A 19,939-nucleotide genomic window follows, 5' to 3' on the forward strand; every position below is an offset into this window, starting at 1 on the left:
CGTACTCCCTTGGTGGAGTTAACTTGAACAAATGTTCAAGTTAAGGCAAGGTCAATTCATGACATCGGCACAACCCCCTGAACCGAAGCGGAAAAGAGCACCCTCCAAGCGTGCATTGGCCACGAAGAAGCGGGTGTTTGATGCGGCCGAGACGGTGTTTGCCGACAGGGGATTCGATGGCGCCACGATCCGCGACATCGCCGCCGAGGCGGGGGAGCCGGTGGGCACGATCCATCATCACGGCGGCGGGAAAGAGGTGCTGTTCCACCGCACCGTCGCCCGGCGGGCCGAGGCACTGTCGCAGGTCCGGACCGAGAACCTGGAACGGCTGAAAACGGCGGGAGACGTGACGCTGGAGACCGTGCTTGCGGCCTTCATGCGGCCGTTCTTCGATCTCTCGCGCGTGGAACCGCGCTGGCGCAATTACGCCCGCCTTGTGGCCTATGTTTCGGCCGACGACCGCTGGCGCGCCATTTCCGCCGAATGCTTCGACCCCACGGCCGAGGTCTTCCTGCGCGAGATGCTGGGCCTTCTGCCCGACGCGTCGCGCCAGCAGGTGGCGGCCGGGTTCGTCTTCTCGGTCTCGGCCATGCTGGCGCTTCTGACGACGCAGGGCCGGATCGGTGCGCTGGGTGGCGAGCTTCCGGAAGAAGACACGCAGATCCGACACCTGGTGCAGTACTGCGCGGCGGGGCTGTCGGCCGGTTCGTGACGGCCACGAAAAAGGCCGCCCCCGGGGGAGCGGCCTTCGGTTGTTCAGGAAAGCGGGCTTAAAGCTGACCGTCTGCCTTGGCAGCTTCCAGCGCCTTGTCCAGCGCGCGGCCGAAGCGGGCGAGGATCTCGTCGATGTCGTCCGAGGTGACGATCATCGGCGGGCAGAAGGCCACGGTTTCATAGACGGCCCGTACGATCAGGCCTTCCTCGGCGCAGAAGTTCACGACCTTGGGCGCCATGCTGCCAGCGGGCGAGAACGCCTCGCGGGCGTCACGGTCCTTCGCCAGTTCGACACCGGCGATCAGGCCCACGCCGCGGACTTCGCCCACCAGCGGGTGATCGGCAAACTTGCGCAGGCCCTGCTGGAACTGCTCTTCCAGCCGCGCGGCGTTGCCCATCAGATCCTTCTCTTCGATGATCTTCAGGTTTTCCAAGCCCACAGCACAGGCCACCGGGTGGCCCGAGGCGGTGAAGCCGTGGCCGAAGGTGCCCAGCTTCGCGGTATGGTCGGCAATGGCGTCATACACCTTGTCGTTCACCACGATCGCGGCCAGCGGCAGGTAGGACGAGGTCAGCTGCTTCGACGTCACAAGGATGTCGGGCGTGAAGCCGTACTTTTCGCAACCGAAACGCGCGCCGGTGCGCCCGAAGCCGTTGATGACCTCGTCCGACACCAGCAGGATGTCGTACTTCTTGCAAAGCTCGGCCACCGCGGGCCAGTAGCCTTCGGGCGGCGTCATCACGCCGCCGGCGCCCATGACGGGTTCACCGATGAAACCGGCGATGGTTTCGGGGCCCTCTTCAAGGATGGTCTCTTCCATCTCTTTCAGCAGGCGGGCGGTGAACTGCTCTTCGGTCTCGCCCTCTTCGGCCCAACGCCAGTAATGCGGCGTGGTCAGGTGGACGACGGGGATGGCGGGCAGGTCGAAGCCGTTATGGTTGCCCGGCAGACCGGTGAGCGAGCCCGATGCGATGGTGATGCCGTGATAGGCCTTGTTGCGCGACAGGAACTTCTTCTTCTCGGGCCGGCCCAGACCGTTGTTCAGGAACCACGCCATCTTGATGACGGTGTCGTTCGCTTCCGAGCCGGAGTTGGTGAAGAACACGCGGTTCAGCCCTTCGGGGGTCATTTCCACGATCTTCTCGGCCAGGCGGATCGACGGTTCGTGCGCCTTGTGCGCGAAGGAATGGTAATAGGGCAGCTTCTTCATCTGCTCATAGGCGACATCCGCCAGGCGGGTTTCCGAGAAACCGACAGCCACGGACCAGAGGCCCGCCAGCGCTTCGATGTATTCTTTGCCTTCGCTGTCATAGACCCGGGCGCCGTCGCCGTGGGTCATGATCATGGGGCCCTTTTCCTCATGCAGGCGCATGTTGGTGTAGGGGTGCATCGAATGGGCGATGTCGCTTGCGTGCAGGGAATTCGGGCGCTCGTTCATGATATCTCCGGATCGGTTGAATCGTTACGTTGAAGGTTCGGCGTTCGGTACGCCCATACCCAATTTCCGCGCAATCTATCCACCAAAGGGGGCGGCGTCACGCGGGATTTGATCAAATCTCTTCCAGCCCGCACCAATCGGCTATGAACAGCGCAATCGCCCCGGTCACGCGGCGGACGGACGACAGGCTGACCCGTTCGTCGAAGCCGTGGATCGACTCGGACAGCGGGCCGTAAACGAGGCACGGTGTTTCGCCGTAGATAACAAAAACCCGACCGTCGAGATAGCCGGGCGTGACAAAGCTTTCGAGCGGCCGGTCATAGCTGGCCAGATGGGCACGGCCCAGCGTGGTTTCGGCTTCGGATCCTTCTTCCAGAACATAGCCTTCGGCAAAAAAGCCGTTGAAGGTCAGCTCCGGCGGGTTGTTGGCGAGAAACGCGTTCGATTGCGCGGCATGGCGCAGGCAATCTTCGATCTCGCGCGCGGCGTCGGCGGGTTTCTGACCGGGGTAGATCGCGATGCGGCAGTGAAATTCGCACCACGCGGGAACGGAAGACGCCCAGTCGCCGCCTTCGATCTTTCCGACGTTGAAGTTGATCGGGTGGTCGAGGTCTTCGAAATAGCGGTGGTCGCCTTTCTGGTCGTTCCAGGCCTGCTCCAGCCCGCGCAGGCCGCGGATCAGGTCATAGGCGGCCTCGATCGCATTCGCGCCGCTACCCGCTTCGCGGACGTGGACCGGGGCGCCTTGCACGCGGACCTTGAACCAAAGGACGCCCGTGTTGGCGCGGACCAGCTTGTCGTCTTCGGGTTCGGGGATGATCGCGGCGTCTGCGTTGTAGCCGCGCAGCAACGCGGCCAGTGCGCCGTTGCCGGTGCATTCCTCTTCCACCACCGATTGCTGGTAGAGCGTCGCTGCAGGCCGGTAGCCCAGCGATTTCAGCGCATCGACGGCAAAGATGTTGGCCGCGATCCCGGCTTTCATGTCGGCCACGCCGCGACCATAGAGCCAGTCACCGTCGCGGCGCGGCTCGAACGGCGGGGTGGTCCACATGTCCTCGGGACCCGTGGGCACCACATCGACATGGCCGTTCAGAACAAGGCTTTTGCCCTTTTCCGTCTTCGGGCGCAGGGTGCCGACGACGTTGATCGCGTTGGAGTAATCGACATCGACGGGCGAGAACCCGGGATGATGTTCGATGTCCTTCACGTCGATGGTCCAGCGGTCCATCGTGTAGCCGCGGTTCTGGAGTTCACGGTGCAGGAAATCCTGCGCGGTATGCTCCTGCCCGCGCAGCGACGGGTAGCGCGTCAGGTCCTGGGTAAAGGCGATCTGGTCTTCGAAGCCGGCATCGACGGCGTCCAGGATCTGTTTGGTCAGTTCAGGGGAAAGGGCCATCGTTCAGCGCCCCATGTAGCCGGACAGGAAGCTGACCAGCGAGGTGGTCAGATCTTCAGAGAGGTAACCGCCTTCCTGCACGATCACGGTGGGATAGCCCGCATCGGCGATGATTTTCCCTGCGCGCCGGAACCCGTCCCAGCTGATCTTCATGCCCAGCAGCGGGTCGTTTTCGTGGGCGTCGAGCCCGAGGCTCAGCATCAGCGCGCCGGGCGTGAAGGCGGCGATACGTTCCAGTGCGCTTTCGATGGCGGCGATCCACGCGTCGTCGGTCGTGCTGCGGGGCAGGGGGATGTTCACGTTGAAACCCTCGCCCGCACCTTCGCCGGTTTCCGTGTCGTAGCCGACGAAGAAGGGATAGTAATCGGTCGGGTCGGCGTGGATCGAGATCGAAAGCACGTCGGCGCGGTCATAGAAGATGCCCTGCGTGCCGTTGCCGTGATGCACGTCGATATCCAGCGTGGCCACGGTGTCATAGGCCGTGCGCAGACGTTGGGCCGCGATTGCCGAGTTGTTCATCATGCAATGCCCGGCGGCGATATCCGCGGTCGTATGGTGCCCGGCAGGACGGCAGAGCGCATAGGCAGCCTTTTCCCCGCCGATAACCGCGTCGGCAGCGGCAATGGCGCAATCGGCCGCGCGGCGGGCGGCGTCCCATGTGTGTTCCCCGATGGGGGCCGATGTATCGCCCATGTGCCAGCCCGCCTTGCCGACGATGCTTTTCGGATAGGTTGAACAGGACGCGCGGGGGAAGACGTTCGGCACGACCTCGGGCCCGGCATTCGGCAGTTTCTGCCAGTCGTCCCAGGCGGTTTCCAGGAAATCCAGGAACGCGGGCGTGTGTACCGTTTCCAGTGCTGCGCGCGGGGCCTCGGGCGGTTCTTCGGTCGTCAGCGAAAGCTGGTCCAGCCCGGCCAGCAGCAGACGCGCGCGTTCGGCCTGTTCGGCGTTGCGCAGGATTTTGCCGTGGGTCAGGCGGAAGACGGGATCGTGGGCTTCGGTCGCACGCGCGTAGAAACACCTCATGATTTGCTCTGACCTTCCTCGATTTTGCGGAACTGGGCGGTGACGAGCTTGCGCGCCACGCCGATGTGAAAACGCAGGGCGCCTTCGGCCTCGGCCTCGTTGCCGTGACGGATGGCGTCCAGAATGGGTTGATGGGTATCGGCCATGCGATGGGCATCGTCGTAGATATGGCCGACAACCATGATCGAGAATTCGGTCTCGATCGCGATCTGATTGAAGACCGCCTGAAACTTCGGATTGCCGCTGCCTTCGCAAAGGAGACGATGGAACTCCATGTCGGCTTCGACCTGCGTCAGCGCGTCGGCGTCCATGTCGGCCACGCGGTGCAGTTCGGCGATCTGGGCTTCCAGCCGGCGAACGGTATCTTCCGCCCCCTGCCGGATCAGGCGCCGGGCGGCGGCGACCTCGATCACCATCCGAAGCTCGTAGAGATTGTCCAGCTCGTCCGCGGTGACCTGACGAACGAAGAAGCCGCGGTTGGTGCGGTACTCCACAAGGCCCGAGGCTTCCAGCAGGCGCGCCGCCTCACGCACCGGGGCGCGGCTGATTCCCATGTCCCGCGCGATTACCGATTCGGAGACGCGCGATCCCGGCGGCAACTGCCGTGTCACGATGGCCTTCGACAACACGCCCACCACGCGACTCACCAGCCCTTCGGGGTCAAGCGGTGCGAAACCGGAGGCGGATTGCGGTGACTCCATTGCGGACAGGCCCATTTGCTGCATCTCTAGGCAGGTTAATTGCAGTATTGGCGATTGTCGACAATTTCCTTGACCCGGGCGCCCTGTGTGCCTTTTGATTGGGCACAGAGCGACAGCCCGCATCTGGCGGGCGAATGGAAAGGATGTCTCATGCCGGACGGAGCACCCGAAACCACGCTGCAGGATCTGCGCCGCGATCTGGCCGCCGCCTATCGGCTGATCGCGCTCGAGGGGATGGACGACAGCATCTACACTCATATCTCGGCCCGCCTGCCCGATGGGCCGGAGGGGGAGAAGCGGTTCCTGCTGAACCCCTACGGCCTGCGTTTCGATGAAGTGACAGCGTCGAACCTTGTCACCGTGGATGAATCCGGCGCGGTGGTGGATGACCCTTATGGCGCGGGGGTGAATGCGGCTGGCTTCACCATTCATTCCGCCGTGCACATGGCGCGCCACGATGCGGTTTGCGTGCTGCATACCCATACCGTGGCCGGTGTCGCGGTATCGTCGATCAAGGAAGGGCTGCTGCCGCTGAACCAGTGGTCGGCGCAGTTCCATGACCGGATCGCGTTCCACGATTACGAAGGCATCGCGCTCAACCTTGAAGAACGCGAGCGGATCGTGAAGGATCTGGGTCAGCGCAACCTGATGCTGTTGCGCAATCACGGGACGCTGGTGCTGGGCCGGTCGGTCGCGGAAGCCGTGAAGCTGACGCTGAACCTGGAACGATCCTGCAAGGCGCAGATTGCGGCGCTGGGCATGGGGCTGACGCCGGTGGTCCTGCCCGACGACGTGGCCGAACACACGGCCAGCCAGTACGCCAGGGCCTATGATGCCATGGAAGAGAGCGGAAGGCCCGATCCGGAATGGGCCGCCATGCTGCGCCGGCTCGACAAGTACGATCCCGACTACAAGGGCTGAGCATCAACCGCGCCGTCAGAGCGCGGGTCGCTAAAGTCAGAAAAAACTTCGAAACCAACAGGGGAAGACACATGAACTTTCTGAAAACGACGACATTCCTGGTCGCTGCCGCGCTGGCCTCACCATTGGCCGCGCAGCAGGAAGGCGGCCGGCTTGACATAGTGGTGCAGCCCGAGCCGCCCGGCCTGATGCTGGGCCTTGTTCAGAACGGCCCGACGCAGCTTGTCGCCGGCGACATCTACGAAGGCCTGCTGCGCTACGACACCGACCTGAACCCGATGCCGGGCCTGGCCGAAAGCTGGGAGATCTCGGACGACGGGCTGACCTACACCTTCAAGCTGCAAGAGGGCGTGAAGTGGCACGATGGCGAGGATTTCACGGCCGATGACGTCGTGTTTTCGGCCGATACGTTCCTGCGCGAAACCCATGCGCGCCTGCGCGCGTCGCTGGCCTATGTCGACACGATCACCGCGGTGGATCCGCTGACGGTGGAGTTCAAGCTGAAGGAACCCTTCGGCCCGTTCATCAGCGTGTTCGAAGCGGCGACCATGCCGATGATCCCCAAGCACATCTATGAAGGCACGGATTACGCCACGAACGAGGCCAACGCGACGCCCATCGGCACCGGCCCCTTCAAGTTCAACGAATGGGAAAAGGGCAGCTTCATCCACCTGGTGAAGAACGAAGACTATTACGTCGACGGTCTGCCCTACCTTGATGAAGTCTACTACCGCGTCATCCCCGACGCCGCCTCGCGTGCCGTGGCGTTCGAAACTGGTGAAGTCGATGTGCTGCCCGGCGGCTCGGTCGAAAACTGGGACATCCCGCGCCTTGCGGAGATGGAGGGCGTCTGCACCACCGGCAAGGGCTGGGAATTCTTCGCGCCGCACGCATGGATGTGGCTGAACAACCGCGAAGGCCCGACCTCAAACGAGAAGTTCCGCCAGGCGATCATGTACGCCATGGACCGCGAGTTCATGAAGGACGTGGTCTGGAACGGCTTCGGCAACGTGGCCACGGGCCCGGTGTCGTCCAAGACCAACTTCTATTCGGACGACGTGACGATCTACGATCACAACCCGGACAAGGCCAAGGAACTGCTGGAAGAGATGGGCTATGACGGCGAGCCGGTCCGCCTGCTGCCGCTGCCCTATGGCGAGACCTGGCAGCGCTGGGCCGAAGCCGTGCGCCAGAACCTGACCGAGGTGGGCATCAACGTCGAGATCGACAGCACCGACGTCGCGGGCTGGAATGAGAAGACGGCCAACTGGGACTACGACATGGCCTTCACGTACCTCTACCAGTACGGCGATCCGGCTTTGGGCGTGTCTCGGAACTACACCGCCGACCGTATCGAGAAGGGCAGCCCGTGGAACAACGTCGAAGGCTACGAGAACCCGTCGCTCGACGAGAAATGGGCCAAGGCCGCGACGCTGGTGAAGCCGGAAGAGCGTCAGGCCGCCTATGACGAGATCCAGAAGGAAATCGTGGACGATGTCCCGGTGGCCTGGATGATGGAGCTGGAATTCCCGACCATCTACCGCTGCAACGTGAAGGATCTGGTCACCACCGCCATTGGTGTGAACGACGGTCCGCGCAACGCCTGGATCGAAGAGTAAGCCCCTTTTGACCGGCGGGCCGTTCGCGGCCCGCCGACCTTTACGCCCCCTGATCGCGGGGCAGGCAACACACGGGAATCCGGGGGCACATGGATATTCTCATCGCCATTCTTTCGCGCGTGGCCAAGGCGGCAGTGACGCTTCTGGCCATTGCCGTGCTGAATTTCTTCCTGCTGCACGCCGCGCCGGGCGATCCGGCCGTGGTTCTGGCCGGTGAGGCCGGCGCCGCCGACGAACAGATGATCGCGCAATTGCGCGAACGGTTCGGGCTGGATCAGCCGTTCTATTTGCAATTGGGTAAATATGTATGGGGCATCGTCCAGTTCGACCTGGGCTATTCCTTCCGGCAGGGCATGCCCGTGTCGCAGCTGATCGCCGAACGTCTGCCCGCCACGCTGCTGCTGACGATGACGGCCTTCTTCATCTCGCTTGGGCTGGGGATCTGGCTGGGCGTCGCGGCCTCGGCCCGGGTCGGCAAGGCCTCCGACAGCCTGCTGACCACGCTGGCGCTGCTGTTCTACGCGACGCCGCTGTACTGGGCCGCGCTGATGGCGGTGCTGGTCTTTTCCGTCTGGCTGGGCTGGCTGCCCGCCTTCGGGTTCGAAACCGTGGGCGCCGACTATACCGGCATGGCCCGCATCCTCGACATAGGCCGCCATCTTGTCCTGCCCGCGATGACGCTGGGTCTGTTCTTCATGGCCGTCTACATGCGCATGACGCGGGCGAGCATGCTGGAAGTCAGCCAGCTCGATTTCGTGAAGACCGCCAAGGCCAAGGGCTTGGGCGGCGCTGCCATCCGCCGCCGCCATATCCTGCGCAACGCCATACTGCCGGTCGTCACGCTGGCAGGCCTTCAGGCGGGCCAGCTTGTGGGCGGCGCGGTGCTGACGGAAACCGTCTTCGCCTGGCCGGGCATCGGGCGGCTGATGTTCGAAAGCCTCGCCGCGCGGGATTACAACACGATCCTTGGCGTCTTCATCGTCTCGGCCGCCATGGTGATCCTGTTCAACGTGATCACCGATATCGTCTACCGGATCGTCGATCCCCGAATTGGCGCGAGGGCCTGAGCCATGTGGAAACGCTTTTCCTCGAATATCGGGGCCATGGTGGGTGTCGTTCTGCTGCTGGCCGTGATCGTGATCGCCGTCATTGCGCCCATGCTCTACCCCGGCGGGCCGTGGCAGATGGTGCAGCGGCCCTTCCTGCCGCCCTTCGCGCAGGACGCCTATCCGTTCGGCACCGACACGCTGGGCCGGAACGTCGCCGCGCAACTGGCCTACGGCGCGCAGGTGTCGCTGCTGGTGGGGCTCGTCTCGACCCTCGTGGCGCTCTTGATCGGTGTGCCCTTGGGCGCGCTGGCCGGGTTCTACGGCGGCATGGTCGATGAAGGCGCGATGCGCTTTACAGAATTCTTCCAGACCATCCCCAATTTCGCGCTGGCCATCGTGCTGGTGGCGATCTTCCAGCCCAACCTGACCTCGATCATCCTGGCCATTGCCATCGTCTCGTGGCCCCCTGTGGCCCGTCTGGTGAGGGCGGAGGTCATGTCGGTCCGCAAGCGCGAATTCGTCGATGCCGCCACGCTGGCGGGCCTGTCGAAACCGCGGATCCTTGTCACGCAGGTGCTGCCCAACACGGTCTCTCCGATCATCGTCATGGCGTCCCTCATGGTGGCGACCGCGATCCTGCTGGAAAGCTCCCTGTCCTTCCTGGGCCTAGGCGATCCCAACGCGATGAGCTGGGGCTACATGATCGGCGCGGCACGTACGGTGATCCGGTCGGCCTGGTGGCTGTCGTTCTTCCCGGGCGTGGCGATCATCATTACCGTTCTGGCGCTGAACCTGATCGGCGAAGGCCTTAACGACGCGCTGAACCCGCATCTCAGCCGGAAGGGCAGGGCATGAGCACGCTTGTCATAGACAATCTGAGCATCGGCTTGCCGGAAGGCGCCGACCGCCGTTTCGCGGTAAAGGACATGGATATGGCCATCGAGATGGGCCAGATCACGTGCGTCGTGGGCGAAAGCGGGTCGGGCAAGTCGATGACCGCGAATGCGCTTATGGGTCTTCTGCCGCCGGGCGTGACGGTCGAGGCCGGCAAGGCCGTCTTCAACGGTGAGGACGTGCTGAGCCTGCCCGAGGCGCGCAAGCAGGCGCTGCGCGGCGCCGAGATCGCGATGATCTTCCAGGAGCCGATGACGGCGCTGAACCCGCTGATGCGGATCGGGGAACAGATATCCGAGGTCTTCGCGGCCCATGACCTTTACACCCCGTCGCAGCGTCGCGAAAAGGCGTTGCACCTGATCCGAGAGGTCGGCCTGCCGGACCCCGAAAAGATCATCCGCGCCTATCCGTTCCAGCTGTCCGGCGGGCAGCGGCAGCGGGCGATGATCGCCATGGCGCTTGCTTTGGAACCGAAACTTCTGATCGCCGATGAACCCACGACCGCTCTGGACGTGACGACACAGGCGCAGATCCTGAAACTGATCCTCGACCTGCGCGACAAGCACGGCATGGCGGTGATGTTCATCACCCACGATTTCGGCGTGGTGGCGGAAATCGCCGACCACGTGATCGTCATGCGTGAAGGCAAGGTGGTGGAACGCGGGCGGGCGGCGGAGGTGCTGGGCAATCCGCAGCACGACTATACCAAGCGCCTGCTTGACGCGATCCCGACGGGCAAGCTGCCCAAGGCCCGCCCGCCGCGCGACGTGCCGGCACTGGAAATCCGCGGCCTGCGCAAGATCTATCGCACCGGCGGGGGCCTTTTCAAACCCGTGCGCGAGGTGCGCGCGGTGGACGATGTGTCCCTGACCGTTGCGCGGGGCGAGGTGCTGGGGCTGGTGGGCGAAAGCGGCTCCGGCAAGTCGACGCTGGGGCGGACGGCGGTTCGGCTGGTCACGCCGGATGGCGGACAGGTGATGGTCGGGGGCACCGATCTGGCGGCTCTGTCGGATGAGGAACTGCGCAAGGAACGCCACAAGGTGCAGATGGTGTTCCAGGATCCCTATGCCTCGCTCAACCCCCGGCAACGGATCATGGGCGCTTTGACGGCGGGGCCCATCACCAACGGTGTGCCCAGGGCCAAGGCACAGGAACGCGCCCGCGAACTCCTGGAGATCGTGGGCTTGGGCGCCGAGGCCGCCACCCGCTATCCGCACGAATTCTCCGGCGGGCAGCGGCAGCGGATCGGCATCGCGCGCGCGCTGGCCATGGACCCGGAACTGATCATCGCGGACGAGGCGGTTTCGGCGCTCGACGTGTCGATCCAGGCGCAGGTGCTGGACCTTCTGCGCGACCTGCGCGAACGGTTCGACCTGTCGATCCTTTTCATCACCCACGACCTGCGTGTCGCGGCGCAGCTGTGCGACCGGATCGCGGTGATGCAGAAGGGCAAGCTTGTCGAAATCGGCACCGTCCACGATATTTTCCTTTCGCCCCAGCAGGCCTATACCCGTCAGCTTCTGGCGGCGGTTCCCGGCGCCGACTGGGCGAAGGAGAACGTGGACGCATGAAGGGCGTGATCACATCTGAAGGCGGCATCGACCTGATGCAGTTCTACCGAAAACATTTCGAAGCGCAGGCGCCGGACATCGAACTGTTGGGCAAGGACGAGATCACCGATCCGGCGGAGGTCGATTTCGTGCTGACGTTCCGCCCCGCGCCGGGCCTGTTCACCGGCATGTCCAACCTCAAGGCGGTCTTTTCGGCCGGTGCCGGGACGGATGCGATCGACATCTGCCCGTCGCTGCCGACGCACGTACCGCTTTACCCGGTGAAGGACGATGACCAGGCGCTGCAGATGGCGGGCTATGTCGCCTTCCATGTGATCTGGCATCACCGGAACATGTTCCACACGCTGGAGATGCAGCGCAAAAGCGAATGGTCCCGGGTGACCATGAGCATGTCGCCGGAGCGCAGGCGCATCGGCATCCTGGGCTTCGGTTTTCTGGGACGTGCCATCGCGACGGGGCTGACGGGGCTTGGCTACCCCGTTTCGGGCTTTTCGCGCAGCGCGCCCGATCCGCATCCCGGCGTGACGCATTATCACGGCGACCAGCTGGACGAATTCCTGGCGGGAACGAACATCCTTGTGAACGTCCTGCCGCTGACGCCCCAGACGAAGGGCATGCTGAACGCGGACCTTTTCGCCAAGCTGCCCAAGCGCGCATCGTTGATCCAGATCGGCCGTGGCGGGCAGGTGGTGGAACCCGACCTGATCCGGATGATCGACGAAGGCCATATGTCCGGCGCCACGATGGATGTCTTCGCCACCGAACCGCTGCCGCCGGAAGATCCGCTGTGGACCCATCCGCGCATCGTGATCACGCCCCACAGCGCCAGTCTGGCCGAAGCGAAGAACGTCACCGGTTCGATCATCGCCCGGCTGAGGGAGCTTCAGCCCGCGTGAAGCGGGCCGCAGCCTATCGCTGGATGCTTTCGAGGTAGGCCAGCAGCCCGGCCAGTTCGCGTGGGGTGGGCGTAAGGATCCCGTCGATCTCGACAGGCACTAGGTCATCTTCCATCGCGCCCCCGAATTCGGGCATCACCCGGGACAGATGGCTGGAGCCCGGTTCGCCGTAGATATAGCTCAGTGCCTCTGCCGCCGGGAACACGCCGCCGTTGTCCCGGGCCAGCACCGTAAGGTCGGTCGGTTTCTTCGCCAGACCGGCGGCCAGCGGGCCATCGCCGCGCGCGTCGCTGCCGTGGCATTCCACGCAGTTGTCCACAAAGAACGCCATGCCGTCCGTCGCGTCGGGCATCCGGTCCTGGCCACAGGCGGCGACGGCAAGGGCCGCCGCTGCCGGGGTCACTACACGCATGACAATTTTCATCTTTCCTCCGCCCATCTTCGGCCTGCTTGGTACTTTCGACTGATCATCGCACGTCAGGCCGGAACAACGAAGCCCCGGCCGCCGGCGGACTCTGCAGTGATGCCTTAACACCACCGCGGGCCGTCAGCCCGGGCTGCACGCATCACTCGCCACGACAAGGCCGACCCCATAGACAGGATCGTTGCCGGGCGCGCCCAGATCCACGGCGGATTTCGCCAGCTCGTTTCGCACGGCATTCGCCGGCGCGGTATAAAGCGTCGGGTCAGATGCCAGCCGTGCCGTCACGAAGGGCGTGGCGATGGACGTACCGGTCGCGAACCGCGTCCGTCCGCCCATTTCAACCATCACGTCCACACCGGGTGCCGCAACATCGACAAAGCTGCCCTGTCCGGCCTTCCGGTAGACCCGCCGGTCGGCATCGACGGCTGTCACCGCGATGACGTTGCCAAGCGCTGCCGGGTAGCGTGGATTGGCCGCCGCGCCGTCATTGCCCACGGCCGCGACGATTGTCATGCCCTGCGCCTCGGCCCGGTCGATGCCGCGGTCCAGCAGCTTGTTATACGGCCCGGCAAGGCTGATGTTCACCAGCCGCACACCGTTCTGCGCCAGCCAGTCCAGCGCCAGCAGCAGGCTGTCGACCCCGGATTCGTCCTGCCCGCGCGCCGACTTTCCGATCACGGAGGCATTGTAGAGCGTCACGCCGGTCAGCCGCCGCGGATTCGCGAGGACCGAGGCGACCTCGGTCCCGTGGCGCGGGTCGGCGGCCGTGCCACGCTGGAAACTGGCCTGGTGGATGGTCACGCCCGCGAGTTCGGGGATCGAGCTGTCGATGGCCGTATCCAGCATCCCGATAGGCCCAAGGGCCCGGCAGGGGGAATCGGGCCAGCTCATCAGCGCATCGGCATAATCGAGCGACCCGGTGCTTGCGGGCTTGTAGGCGTGGTTCACGCCCGCGGTAGAACGCGGCTCGATCGTTTCCAGCGCGGCGATGGCGCCGGGGCCGTCCAGCGGCTCCGGTATGGTGAAGCTGAGCATCTTCATGTCGAGCGCGGGCAGATCGTCCTGCTCGCGCAACACGAAGCCTTGCGCCGTGGCGCCCGTCAGCAGGCGGGAGGCCGAGGCCGCATCGGGCACCAGCGCCACGATCTCGCGCGGGTCGGTGACCTGACCTGCGTCGGCGCGGATCATCTCGGGCGCGGGCGGGTTGAGTTCATAGCTTGCGCAGGCGGCCAGGCCCAGAAGGCCGGCCAGCAGTGTCGCGCGGACGGGGCGGGGAAGGATGGGGCTCTGTTTCATACCTGATGGTCGTTCCTTGGGTCGGATCGGTTCAATCTTTTTCGTGGATATACCGCCCATGCCGGGCGGTCAGCGCGACGGACCGACTTTTTTTGAACCACCCCGGCATCCCGCGCGACCATAGGGGGACAACACATGCACGTTGGCGGCGCCGCTTCAGATCGGATCTTCTTTTCCGCCCTGAAGTCTGGAAGATTCGCACAAGAAAACAGGATCCGGTGATGGACCAGGACGACCGACTGATCGACTACATGCAGGGCCGGCTTTCCGAAGAGGAACGCGTAGCCTTTGAGGCCGAGATGGCCCGCACCCCCGCGCTGGAGGCCGAGGTCACGGCGCTCCGCGCCGCGGCCAGCGAACTGGGGCGGGCGCAGGTGCCGGACGGCGCGCGCGCGGCCGGGTGGGACCGTCTGTCGGCGGCCATAGATGCCGAACGCGTGCCACAACCGGCCAACACCAACCGGCCGCTGACCCTGCTGAAGGTCGCCTGCATCATCGGTGCTACGGTGGCGGTCTGGCAGTTCGGCGTGGTGCCGAAATTGCCGGGGCAGGGGCCGGGTTACGTGACCGTAACTGAGGAGGCGGAGGCACGACATGCGCTGCGCGTGGCTTTCGCCGAAGACGTGGCGCTGGCGGACCTCACGGCGCTTCTGCAACGGATCGGCGCGCGTATCACCGAAGGGCCGGGGGCCATTGGCCTTTACACCCTGAGCTTCGACGATGAGGCAGCCCGGGACGCAGCCGAGGCGGCGCTGGCCGACGATCCGCGCGTCACGGCCCTGTCGCGGCCCTGAACGTCTCACCGGGGTCACGCCGGGGTGCCAAGGCAATGCATCAGCGCCTGCTTGGCGTGGTGGATGCGCGTCTTGACCGTGCCAACGGGCACGCCTTCGATCTCGGCGATCTCGCCATAGGGAAGCTCGTCAAAGAAGGCGAGGCGGATGACCGCCAGTTGCACCTTCTTCAGCTTATCGAGGCACGCCCGCAAGCGCCCGGCATCCTGCGACGCGGCGATGATTTCGGCGGCATCGGGCGTCTCGTCGACCTGCTCGGGCACCTCGTCGACATAGGACAGCTGCGACGACCGCCGGATGCGGTCGACCAGCTTGTTGCGCCCGATGGCGAAGATCCATGTCCGCACCGAGGATTTGCCCGAGAACCGCGCGGCACTGCGCCAGACATCCAGCATCGCGTCCTGAACCACATCCATCGCCAGCGCCTCGTCGCCGCACCGGGACCGGATGAACCCGTACAGCGGATCGTGATGCCGCTGATACAATACCTGCATCGCCGCCTTGTCGCCGCGTGCGACGGCAGCGAGCAGCTGCTTGTCATCCCTTGGCGTGTCCGGACACATCGCCATTTCCTTTTAAGTTGCTTTCCGTACCACTAATCGAACGACCGCAGGGTCGCAATTCCGGTCCGCCGGTACAGCCCATGACCATGCCGTTGGTCTGGGATGCATGGGCGGGGCCAGACGATGCTCGATGCCGAGATCTGCGCAGGGACGGTCGAAGTCGTGGTTCCCGGTGGCCGCGCGCTTGCGCAGGCCGCACAGACGATCCGTGAACTCCTTACCGTTGTCCGTGAGCACCCGGGTGTTCTGCATCGGCGCCGCCCGTTCCACGTCTCGCAGGAAGCGGCGCGCGTTGGCTGTCGTCTTCGTCGGGTAAATGCGCACGAAGACCCAGCGGGCGGCTCGGTCAATTGCGACGAACAGATACCGGCGGCGGTCCTCGTCCGCAATTTGCGATAGGTATTTCACATCGAGATGGCGATAGCCTGGCTCGTAAGCCTTGAAGGGTTTATCCGCAGGCCGCGGCGCGGCAGGCTTCAGGTCTCGCAGGCTACCGGCTCCATGCCGACGCAGACAGCGGTCCAGCCCAGAGCGCGCGACGTTCGGGTTCAGAAACTTCCGCATCACCGAGCGAAGATCGTCAAGCGGCAGGAGCAGGGTCTTGCGCAGAGACACCGCCACCACCTCCTGCGCCGGCGTCAGAGTGATCTGCAAGCGATGCGCTGTGTGGCTGCGGTCGTGAACGCTGTCGCGATTGCGCCACACCGATGCGGTTGCTACCCGCGCCCGCGAGGCCGAGCGCGTCTCCACGAGCTACGATCTCGCGGGCCCCCGTCATCGTGGACACGCATGACACGGGTCCGCTGATCCGCTCCAAAGATGGTTTCTGGCTGGCGATCCCGCTGTCCGCCGCAGGCAAGTCCCTGCGCGGTGGCCGGATCAGGACGACATTGTCGAGCATGGTGTCGGCCAGCAGGCGCTTGAGCTTGGCATTCTCGTCTTCCAGCGCCTTCAGCCTGGCGGCCCCGGAAACCTCCATGCCACCATACTTGGACTTCACCTTGTAGAACGTCGCCGGACTCAGGCCGTGCTTGCGGCTCACCTCCGCGGTCGCCATCCCGGCCTCCTGCTTCTTGATCATCCCGATTATCTGCGCCTCGGTGAAACGGCTCTTCCTCATTCGTCTGCTCCTTCGCGGTTGAGCAGACTCTACATCAGACTGAGGGATCTCGCGGGGGGAAGGTCAGTCGAAACTTAGAAAAACCACATTATAACAATATATTAAAAGATGTTCACCAAATCTGCGCAGTCATGAGGTCCGGAGAATATCGCCCCTGGGAGACCGCTTCCGGTTCTCTTGATGCCTGGGCCAGTGCTCAGCCCCTCCCGCATAACCCTCGAAAACAACGAAAAAATCCGGCAGCGGCCGGATCGTAAGAACGCTTTCGCTAGGGCAAGTGGCGGAGACGAAGGGATTCGAACCCTCGAAACGGTTTCCCGTTTACTCCCTTAGCAGGGGAGCGCCTTCGACCACTCGGCCACGTCTCCGCCGCCGGGAATAGCCGGTAACACCTTGGAGATACAAGCGTTTTTTTGTACATAGGGGCAGATTGCACAAACCCCTGTTTTTATTGGTTTTCACCGTAATTCACCGGGATTTCCCCCGCTTCGACGTGCAAAACGTGCAAAATCCGTGCAGCCCCGTTCGCTTTTGTTCCTACGGCAGTGATATTTTTTGTTTGCGTGGCACATAATCTTGTGCAATCTGAGATCGCGGCTCCTGTCCGCACCTTCCCAACCTCCTCCCCTCGACTCGCCCGGCGCCCCCAAGCGCCGGGCGCTATTCATTCGTGCGCGCGCAGCGCCAGGGCGAGCGCCGCCACCCCCCGCGCGAGATCCGCCTCGGTTCCATTGTTGTCGAGAACCCGATCGGCATCGCATTGCTCTAGCTCCATTGAGGAGGGATCCTCGATCGGCAGACGCCGGCCCGCGTCGATCCAGATCACGCAATCGAACAAACCGCGTGCCGCGGCGAACTCCTCACGCGAGCGCATGCCGACATAGATCGCGCGCTCGGCGAGGATCTGCTCTGCAAGGCTTGCGCCCGGCGCAAGGTTGTAGGCCCGGATTGCGTGAAACCACATTTCCCGATGCATACCGCGATCGGCATGCATCGCGCGCCAGTCCGGCCACAAGCCCCGCGCCGCCACGATCGGCCAGACCGCGCGCTCGGCGGCGTAGGCGCTCGAGGAGATCGCCCCGCAACGCAAGACACGGCCGAGCATGCGCCCGGCCGTGTCCTTCCCGTGCCCCCCGTGGCCGATCACCAGAAGGCGCGGCGGATCAGAACGGATTAGTCATGCCCCGCGCCGCGACCCGCTTGGGCTTCGCTGGCATATCGCTCTGCGATCGTGTCAAGCACTTGGTAGGTCGGCCGAAGCTTGGCGATAGCCTTCGGAGCCGAGCCGTGGGCATGCGCGATCGCCGCGCGCTTCACCGCCTCAAGTCCGGCATCCGGCCCATTCTTGACGCTGGCCGCCGCGCCAGATTTGAGCGCCTCGGTCAGAGCGATCCGATGTCGCGCCTCGATCTCGAGGCCGGTCAATTCCGTCATCTTCTTTGCCGCCAGCCCCACGGCCGCAGTGATCAAGAGGCCGAGGAGATAGATCAGAGCCGGCTCAAAAGCCGTCAGTATTTCTTTCATTGGATTGCCTTTCGAATTTTGCCGCCCGTGACGGCGTTTGGATCCGCCCCGTGACGGCCTTAGACCTGCGCGGTCGCGAGATACGTCTCGAGATCGTCCTGCGCCTGCGCGAGCGCCTCTTGCCCCTGCGCGATCGCCTGACCCGCTAGCGCGAGCGTGTCCTGCGCCGCCGTTATCCGGAGCATGAGCTCGCCGGCCGCCGTGAAAGGATCCGGCTCGACACCCCGGCCGCCTTCCGCCTCGATCCGGTCGAGCTCGACCAGGCCGGCATGCAGCGCGCCACGCGTATTTTCGCCCGAGATCCCGTCAACCCTGAGCCCGACCGACCGTTGAAAGCCGCGCACATCGTCAGGCGCAAAGCCGAGGAGCACCAGGGCGGCGCGCGCGTACCACGCCAGCCGATCGGCGTAGCCATTGAGCCCGCCGTTGATCCGCCGCGTGATCATTTCGATATCGCCGGTTTCGGCATAACGATCGAGATCTCGGGTTGCCCAATACCAGACCGGCCCGAGACCCTCCCAAGGATCCGTCAACATGAGATCCGGATCCGCCTCGAAATCAGGGCAGGCGGCCGAGATCTCGGCCCGGCACCAATCCCGGAAAGCGGCCGTGTTCGCCCGGCCGGTGATCTGAATTGCCGTGCGCCCGCGAAAACGCGAGCCATCACCCGGCCGGACGTTCCCGAGATCCGCGCGGCCCTCATATCCGAGCTGCGCCCTCGTCGGCCCCCAAACCTCGCGGTCGTACCGAAAGCCCGCGCTTTCGTGTCCGAGCTGCGCGATGTACTGCGCCAAGATATGCGGCCGGCAGATCTCTGCGACCTTGTTCCCCGCCTCGATCCCCGCGATCGCCGAACGCATGTTGCTATTTGCAGCCCGATTAGAAATCGCCTCGAGCATTTCGATATTGAGCATGGGTTGCCCTTCCGGTTTCTGGATTGAGCCACCGCAGCGCGGCGCGGTAGCGTTTAGATTTTGGCGACGGTCAGCGGCTCAGGGCAGTCGCACGAAGGTCCGCCAGTAGCAGGCAGCGATCACACCGTGCATTGACAGCATGACGCCAATCCAGGTGAACGCCCGCGGCGGCCGATAGTTGTAGAGCAGGTTGACCTGCTCGACCGCATGAAGGCACAGGCACACGGCCAACATTGCAATCAGGCCCCGCGTCCAGAGCGACAAGCGCAGGGCGCACCGCAGTCGCAACACCATTGCAGCCAGCATGACGGCCGATGCAACGTCGGCGATCGCCAGCACAAGGGACAGATACCAAAGGCTCATTCGCCTCCACCCGCCCGCTTGCGCGCCAGCTCCTTAACCAACCGATCAACCCATTCGCTAGATGACAGAAGCCTGGCGATCAGCTCCAAGATCCACCAGATCACGAAACCCATCGCGGCGCCGCGCGCCAGCACCACGTCAAGGTTTTCGCCGGCCAGAAAGTCGAGACCCCAGAGGTGCGGCGCAACTGGCGCGAAGACGAAGCCCATAACGGCGCCGACCAAGCCCCGATACAGCGCATTGCGCGTTCCTGCCGGAGCCACGACGATCATTGATGCAATCACTCCGATTGCAGAGCCGATCGCGCGCACGATCAGAGGGTGCGCCCATTCGTTGTCAGTCACGACCGATCAGCTCGCGAAGTAAGCCGAGGCCTCGGCGATCCTGGCCTCGGACACCTCCGCATGATCGGGATACTCGGGCACGCCCGCGGCAATGTTGGGCTCGTGGCGGATCGGCGCGCCCTCTTCGCGAAAGGTCGCCACCCGGTGACCATCCACGAACAGGCCGATCTCGCGCGGATCCAGCGAATAGAACATGCAAAGCCGCGTCCGGTCGTCCAGGACGACATTCATGTCGGTGCGGATTTGGTTGATCCACACATTCATGTCGAAGGTGCAGAGCTGCGAAAGACTTGCCATGGGAAATTCCTTTCTGAGGGTTGAGGAGTGAAGCCGGCTATCAGCCGTTCAGGAAGATACCGGACACCTGCGCG

Annotated in this window: 21 protein-coding genes, 1 tRNA gene and 3 pseudogenes; 9 read left to right on the plus strand and 16 right to left on the minus strand. The window is 64.2% G+C overall.

The window, feature by feature from the left end; genetic code table 11:
• Positions 1-115 precede the first annotated feature (115 nt).
• Positions 116-712, plus strand: coding sequence for a TetR/AcrR family transcriptional regulator (locus tag D4754_RS10780; RefSeq protein ID WP_240453837.1), 597 nt, complete (start codon positions 116-118; stop codon positions 710-712).
• A gap of 58 nt (positions 713-770) precedes the next feature.
• Here the strand turns inward: D4754_RS10780 and D4754_RS10785 are convergent, their stop codons facing one another.
• The 4 genes from D4754_RS10785 to D4754_RS10800 form a co-directional block, all read right to left on the minus strand.
• On the minus strand, positions 771-2,153 hold the full coding sequence (locus D4754_RS10785) for an aspartate aminotransferase family protein (protein WP_121063327.1): 1,383 nt from the start codon (positions 2,151-2,153) through the stop codon (positions 771-773).
• 112 nt (positions 2,154-2,265) lie between these two features.
• Positions 2,266-3,549, minus strand: coding sequence for an ArgE/DapE family deacylase (locus tag D4754_RS10790; protein ID WP_121063329.1), 1,284 nt, complete (start codon positions 3,547-3,549; stop codon positions 2,266-2,268).
• A gap of 3 nt (positions 3,550-3,552) precedes the next feature.
• Complete coding sequence (locus D4754_RS10795) at positions 3,553-4,575, minus strand: histone deacetylase family protein (RefSeq protein ID WP_121063332.1); 1,023 nt, start codon at positions 4,573-4,575, stop codon at positions 3,553-3,555.
• A complete protein-coding gene (locus D4754_RS10800; protein ID WP_240453838.1) occupies positions 4,572-5,291 on the minus strand; it encodes a GntR family transcriptional regulator in 720 nt (239 codons plus the stop codon). Before D4754_RS10800 ends, D4754_RS10795 begins: the two co-directional genes overlap by 4 nt.
• A 135-nt stretch (positions 5,292-5,426) precedes the next feature.
• Between D4754_RS10800 and D4754_RS10805 the strand changes: the two genes are divergently transcribed.
• From D4754_RS10805 to D4754_RS10830, 6 genes are all read left to right on the plus strand, one after another.
• Positions 5,427-6,197: a class II aldolase/adducin family protein gene (locus D4754_RS10805; protein ID WP_121063334.1), complete on the plus strand. Its 771-nt coding sequence runs from the start codon at positions 5,427-5,429 to the stop codon at positions 6,195-6,197.
• A gap of 71 nt (positions 6,198-6,268) precedes the next feature.
• Positions 6,269-7,816 (plus strand): ABC transporter substrate-binding protein, encoded by a 1,548-nt coding sequence (locus D4754_RS10810; protein ID WP_121063336.1) that lies wholly within the window; start codon positions 6,269-6,271, stop codon positions 7,814-7,816.
• A gap of 89 nt (positions 7,817-7,905) precedes the next feature.
• On the plus strand, positions 7,906-8,883 hold the full coding sequence (locus D4754_RS10815) for an ABC transporter permease (protein ID WP_121063338.1): 978 nt from the start codon (positions 7,906-7,908) through the stop codon (positions 8,881-8,883).
• Positions 8,884-8,886: 3 nt separating this feature from the next.
• Positions 8,887-9,720 (plus strand): ABC transporter permease, encoded by an 834-nt coding sequence (locus D4754_RS10820; protein WP_121063340.1) that lies wholly within the window; start codon positions 8,887-8,889, stop codon positions 9,718-9,720.
• A complete protein-coding gene (locus D4754_RS10825) occupies positions 9,717-11,330 on the plus strand; it encodes an ABC transporter ATP-binding protein (protein ID WP_121063342.1) in 1,614 nt (537 codons plus the stop codon). The genes D4754_RS10820 and D4754_RS10825 overlap by 4 nt, the downstream gene beginning before the upstream one ends.
• Positions 11,327-12,226 carry a 2-hydroxyacid dehydrogenase gene (locus D4754_RS10830; RefSeq protein WP_121063344.1) on the plus strand — a complete coding sequence of 300 codons (900 nt, stop codon included), beginning with the start codon at positions 11,327-11,329 and terminating at the stop codon, positions 12,224-12,226. The genes D4754_RS10825 and D4754_RS10830 overlap by 4 nt, the downstream gene beginning before the upstream one ends.
• A gap of 13 nt (positions 12,227-12,239) precedes the next feature.
• Here the strand turns inward: D4754_RS10830 and D4754_RS10835 are convergent, their stop codons facing one another.
• Positions 12,240-12,638 (minus strand): c-type cytochrome, encoded by a 399-nt coding sequence (locus D4754_RS10835; protein ID WP_240453839.1) that lies wholly within the window; start codon positions 12,636-12,638, stop codon positions 12,240-12,242.
• 135 nt (positions 12,639-12,773) lie between these two features.
• Positions 12,774-13,946 carry a S8 family serine peptidase gene (locus D4754_RS10840; RefSeq protein ID WP_240453840.1) on the minus strand — a complete coding sequence of 391 codons (1,173 nt, stop codon included), beginning with the start codon at positions 13,944-13,946 and terminating at the stop codon, positions 12,774-12,776.
• Between the two features lie 221 nt (positions 13,947-14,167).
• Between D4754_RS10840 and D4754_RS10845 the strand changes: the two genes are divergently transcribed.
• The gene (locus tag D4754_RS10845) at positions 14,168-14,740 is read left to right on the plus strand and encodes a hypothetical protein (RefSeq protein ID WP_121063346.1); all 573 of its coding nucleotides are present in this window, start codon (positions 14,168-14,170) and stop codon (positions 14,738-14,740) included.
• 14 nt (positions 14,741-14,754) lie between these two features.
• Here D4754_RS10845 and D4754_RS10850 read toward each other — a convergent pair whose 3' ends face one another.
• Together D4754_RS10850 and D4754_RS10855 are read right to left on the minus strand one after the other, a co-directional pair.
• On the minus strand, positions 14,755-15,309 hold the full coding sequence (locus D4754_RS10850; protein ID WP_240453841.1) for an RNA polymerase sigma factor: 555 nt from the start codon (positions 15,307-15,309) through the stop codon (positions 14,755-14,757).
• A 90-nt stretch (positions 15,310-15,399) separates the two neighbouring features.
• Positions 15,400-16,017 (minus strand): annotated as a pseudogene (locus D4754_RS10855) (DDE-type integrase/transposase/recombinase); the annotation flags it as partial.
• A 47-nt stretch (positions 16,018-16,064) separates the two neighbouring features.
• Here D4754_RS10855 and D4754_RS24705 point away from each other — a divergent pair.
• Positions 16,065-16,184 (plus strand): annotated as a pseudogene (locus D4754_RS24705) (DUF6441 family protein); the annotation flags it as partial.
• Here the strand turns inward: D4754_RS24705 and D4754_RS10860 are convergent.
• The 8 genes and pseudogenes from D4754_RS10860 to D4754_RS10895 all read right to left on the minus strand — a co-directional run.
• Positions 16,184-16,423, minus strand: a pseudogene (locus D4754_RS10860) (transposase); the annotation flags it as partial. The pseudogenes D4754_RS24705 and D4754_RS10860 overlap by 1 nt on opposite strands.
• Positions 16,424-16,701: 278 nt before the next feature.
• Positions 16,702-16,791 (minus strand) — tRNA-Ser (locus D4754_RS10865).
• A gap of 296 nt (positions 16,792-17,087) precedes the next feature.
• Positions 17,088-17,528: a hypothetical protein gene (locus D4754_RS10870; RefSeq protein ID WP_121063350.1), complete on the minus strand. Its 441-nt coding sequence runs from the start codon at positions 17,526-17,528 to the stop codon at positions 17,088-17,090.
• A gap of 68 nt (positions 17,529-17,596) precedes the next feature.
• On the minus strand, positions 17,597-17,947 hold the full coding sequence (locus D4754_RS10875) for a hypothetical protein (RefSeq protein ID WP_121063353.1): 351 nt from the start codon (positions 17,945-17,947) through the stop codon (positions 17,597-17,599).
• Between the two features lie 59 nt (positions 17,948-18,006).
• Entirely contained in the window at positions 18,007-18,861 is an 855-nt protein-coding gene (locus D4754_RS10880; RefSeq protein WP_121063355.1) for a glycoside hydrolase family 19 protein, read from the minus strand.
• 78 nt (positions 18,862-18,939) lie between these two features.
• Positions 18,940-19,224 (minus strand): hypothetical protein, encoded by a 285-nt coding sequence (locus D4754_RS10885; protein WP_121063357.1) that lies wholly within the window; start codon positions 19,222-19,224, stop codon positions 18,940-18,942.
• The gene (locus tag D4754_RS10890) at positions 19,221-19,568 is read right to left on the minus strand and encodes a hypothetical protein (RefSeq protein ID WP_240453842.1); all 348 of its coding nucleotides are present in this window, start codon (positions 19,566-19,568) and stop codon (positions 19,221-19,223) included. The genes D4754_RS10885 and D4754_RS10890 overlap by 4 nt, the downstream gene beginning before the upstream one ends.
• 6 nt (positions 19,569-19,574) lie before the next feature.
• Positions 19,575-19,865, minus strand: coding sequence for a hypothetical protein (locus D4754_RS10895; RefSeq protein WP_121063361.1), 291 nt, complete (start codon positions 19,863-19,865; stop codon positions 19,575-19,577).
• Between the last annotated feature and the right edge of the window lie 74 nt (positions 19,866-19,939).

Source organism: Chachezhania antarctica (assembly GCF_003646465.1).
GTDB lineage: Bacteria > Pseudomonadota > Alphaproteobacteria > Rhodobacterales > Rhodobacteraceae > Chachezhania > Chachezhania antarctica.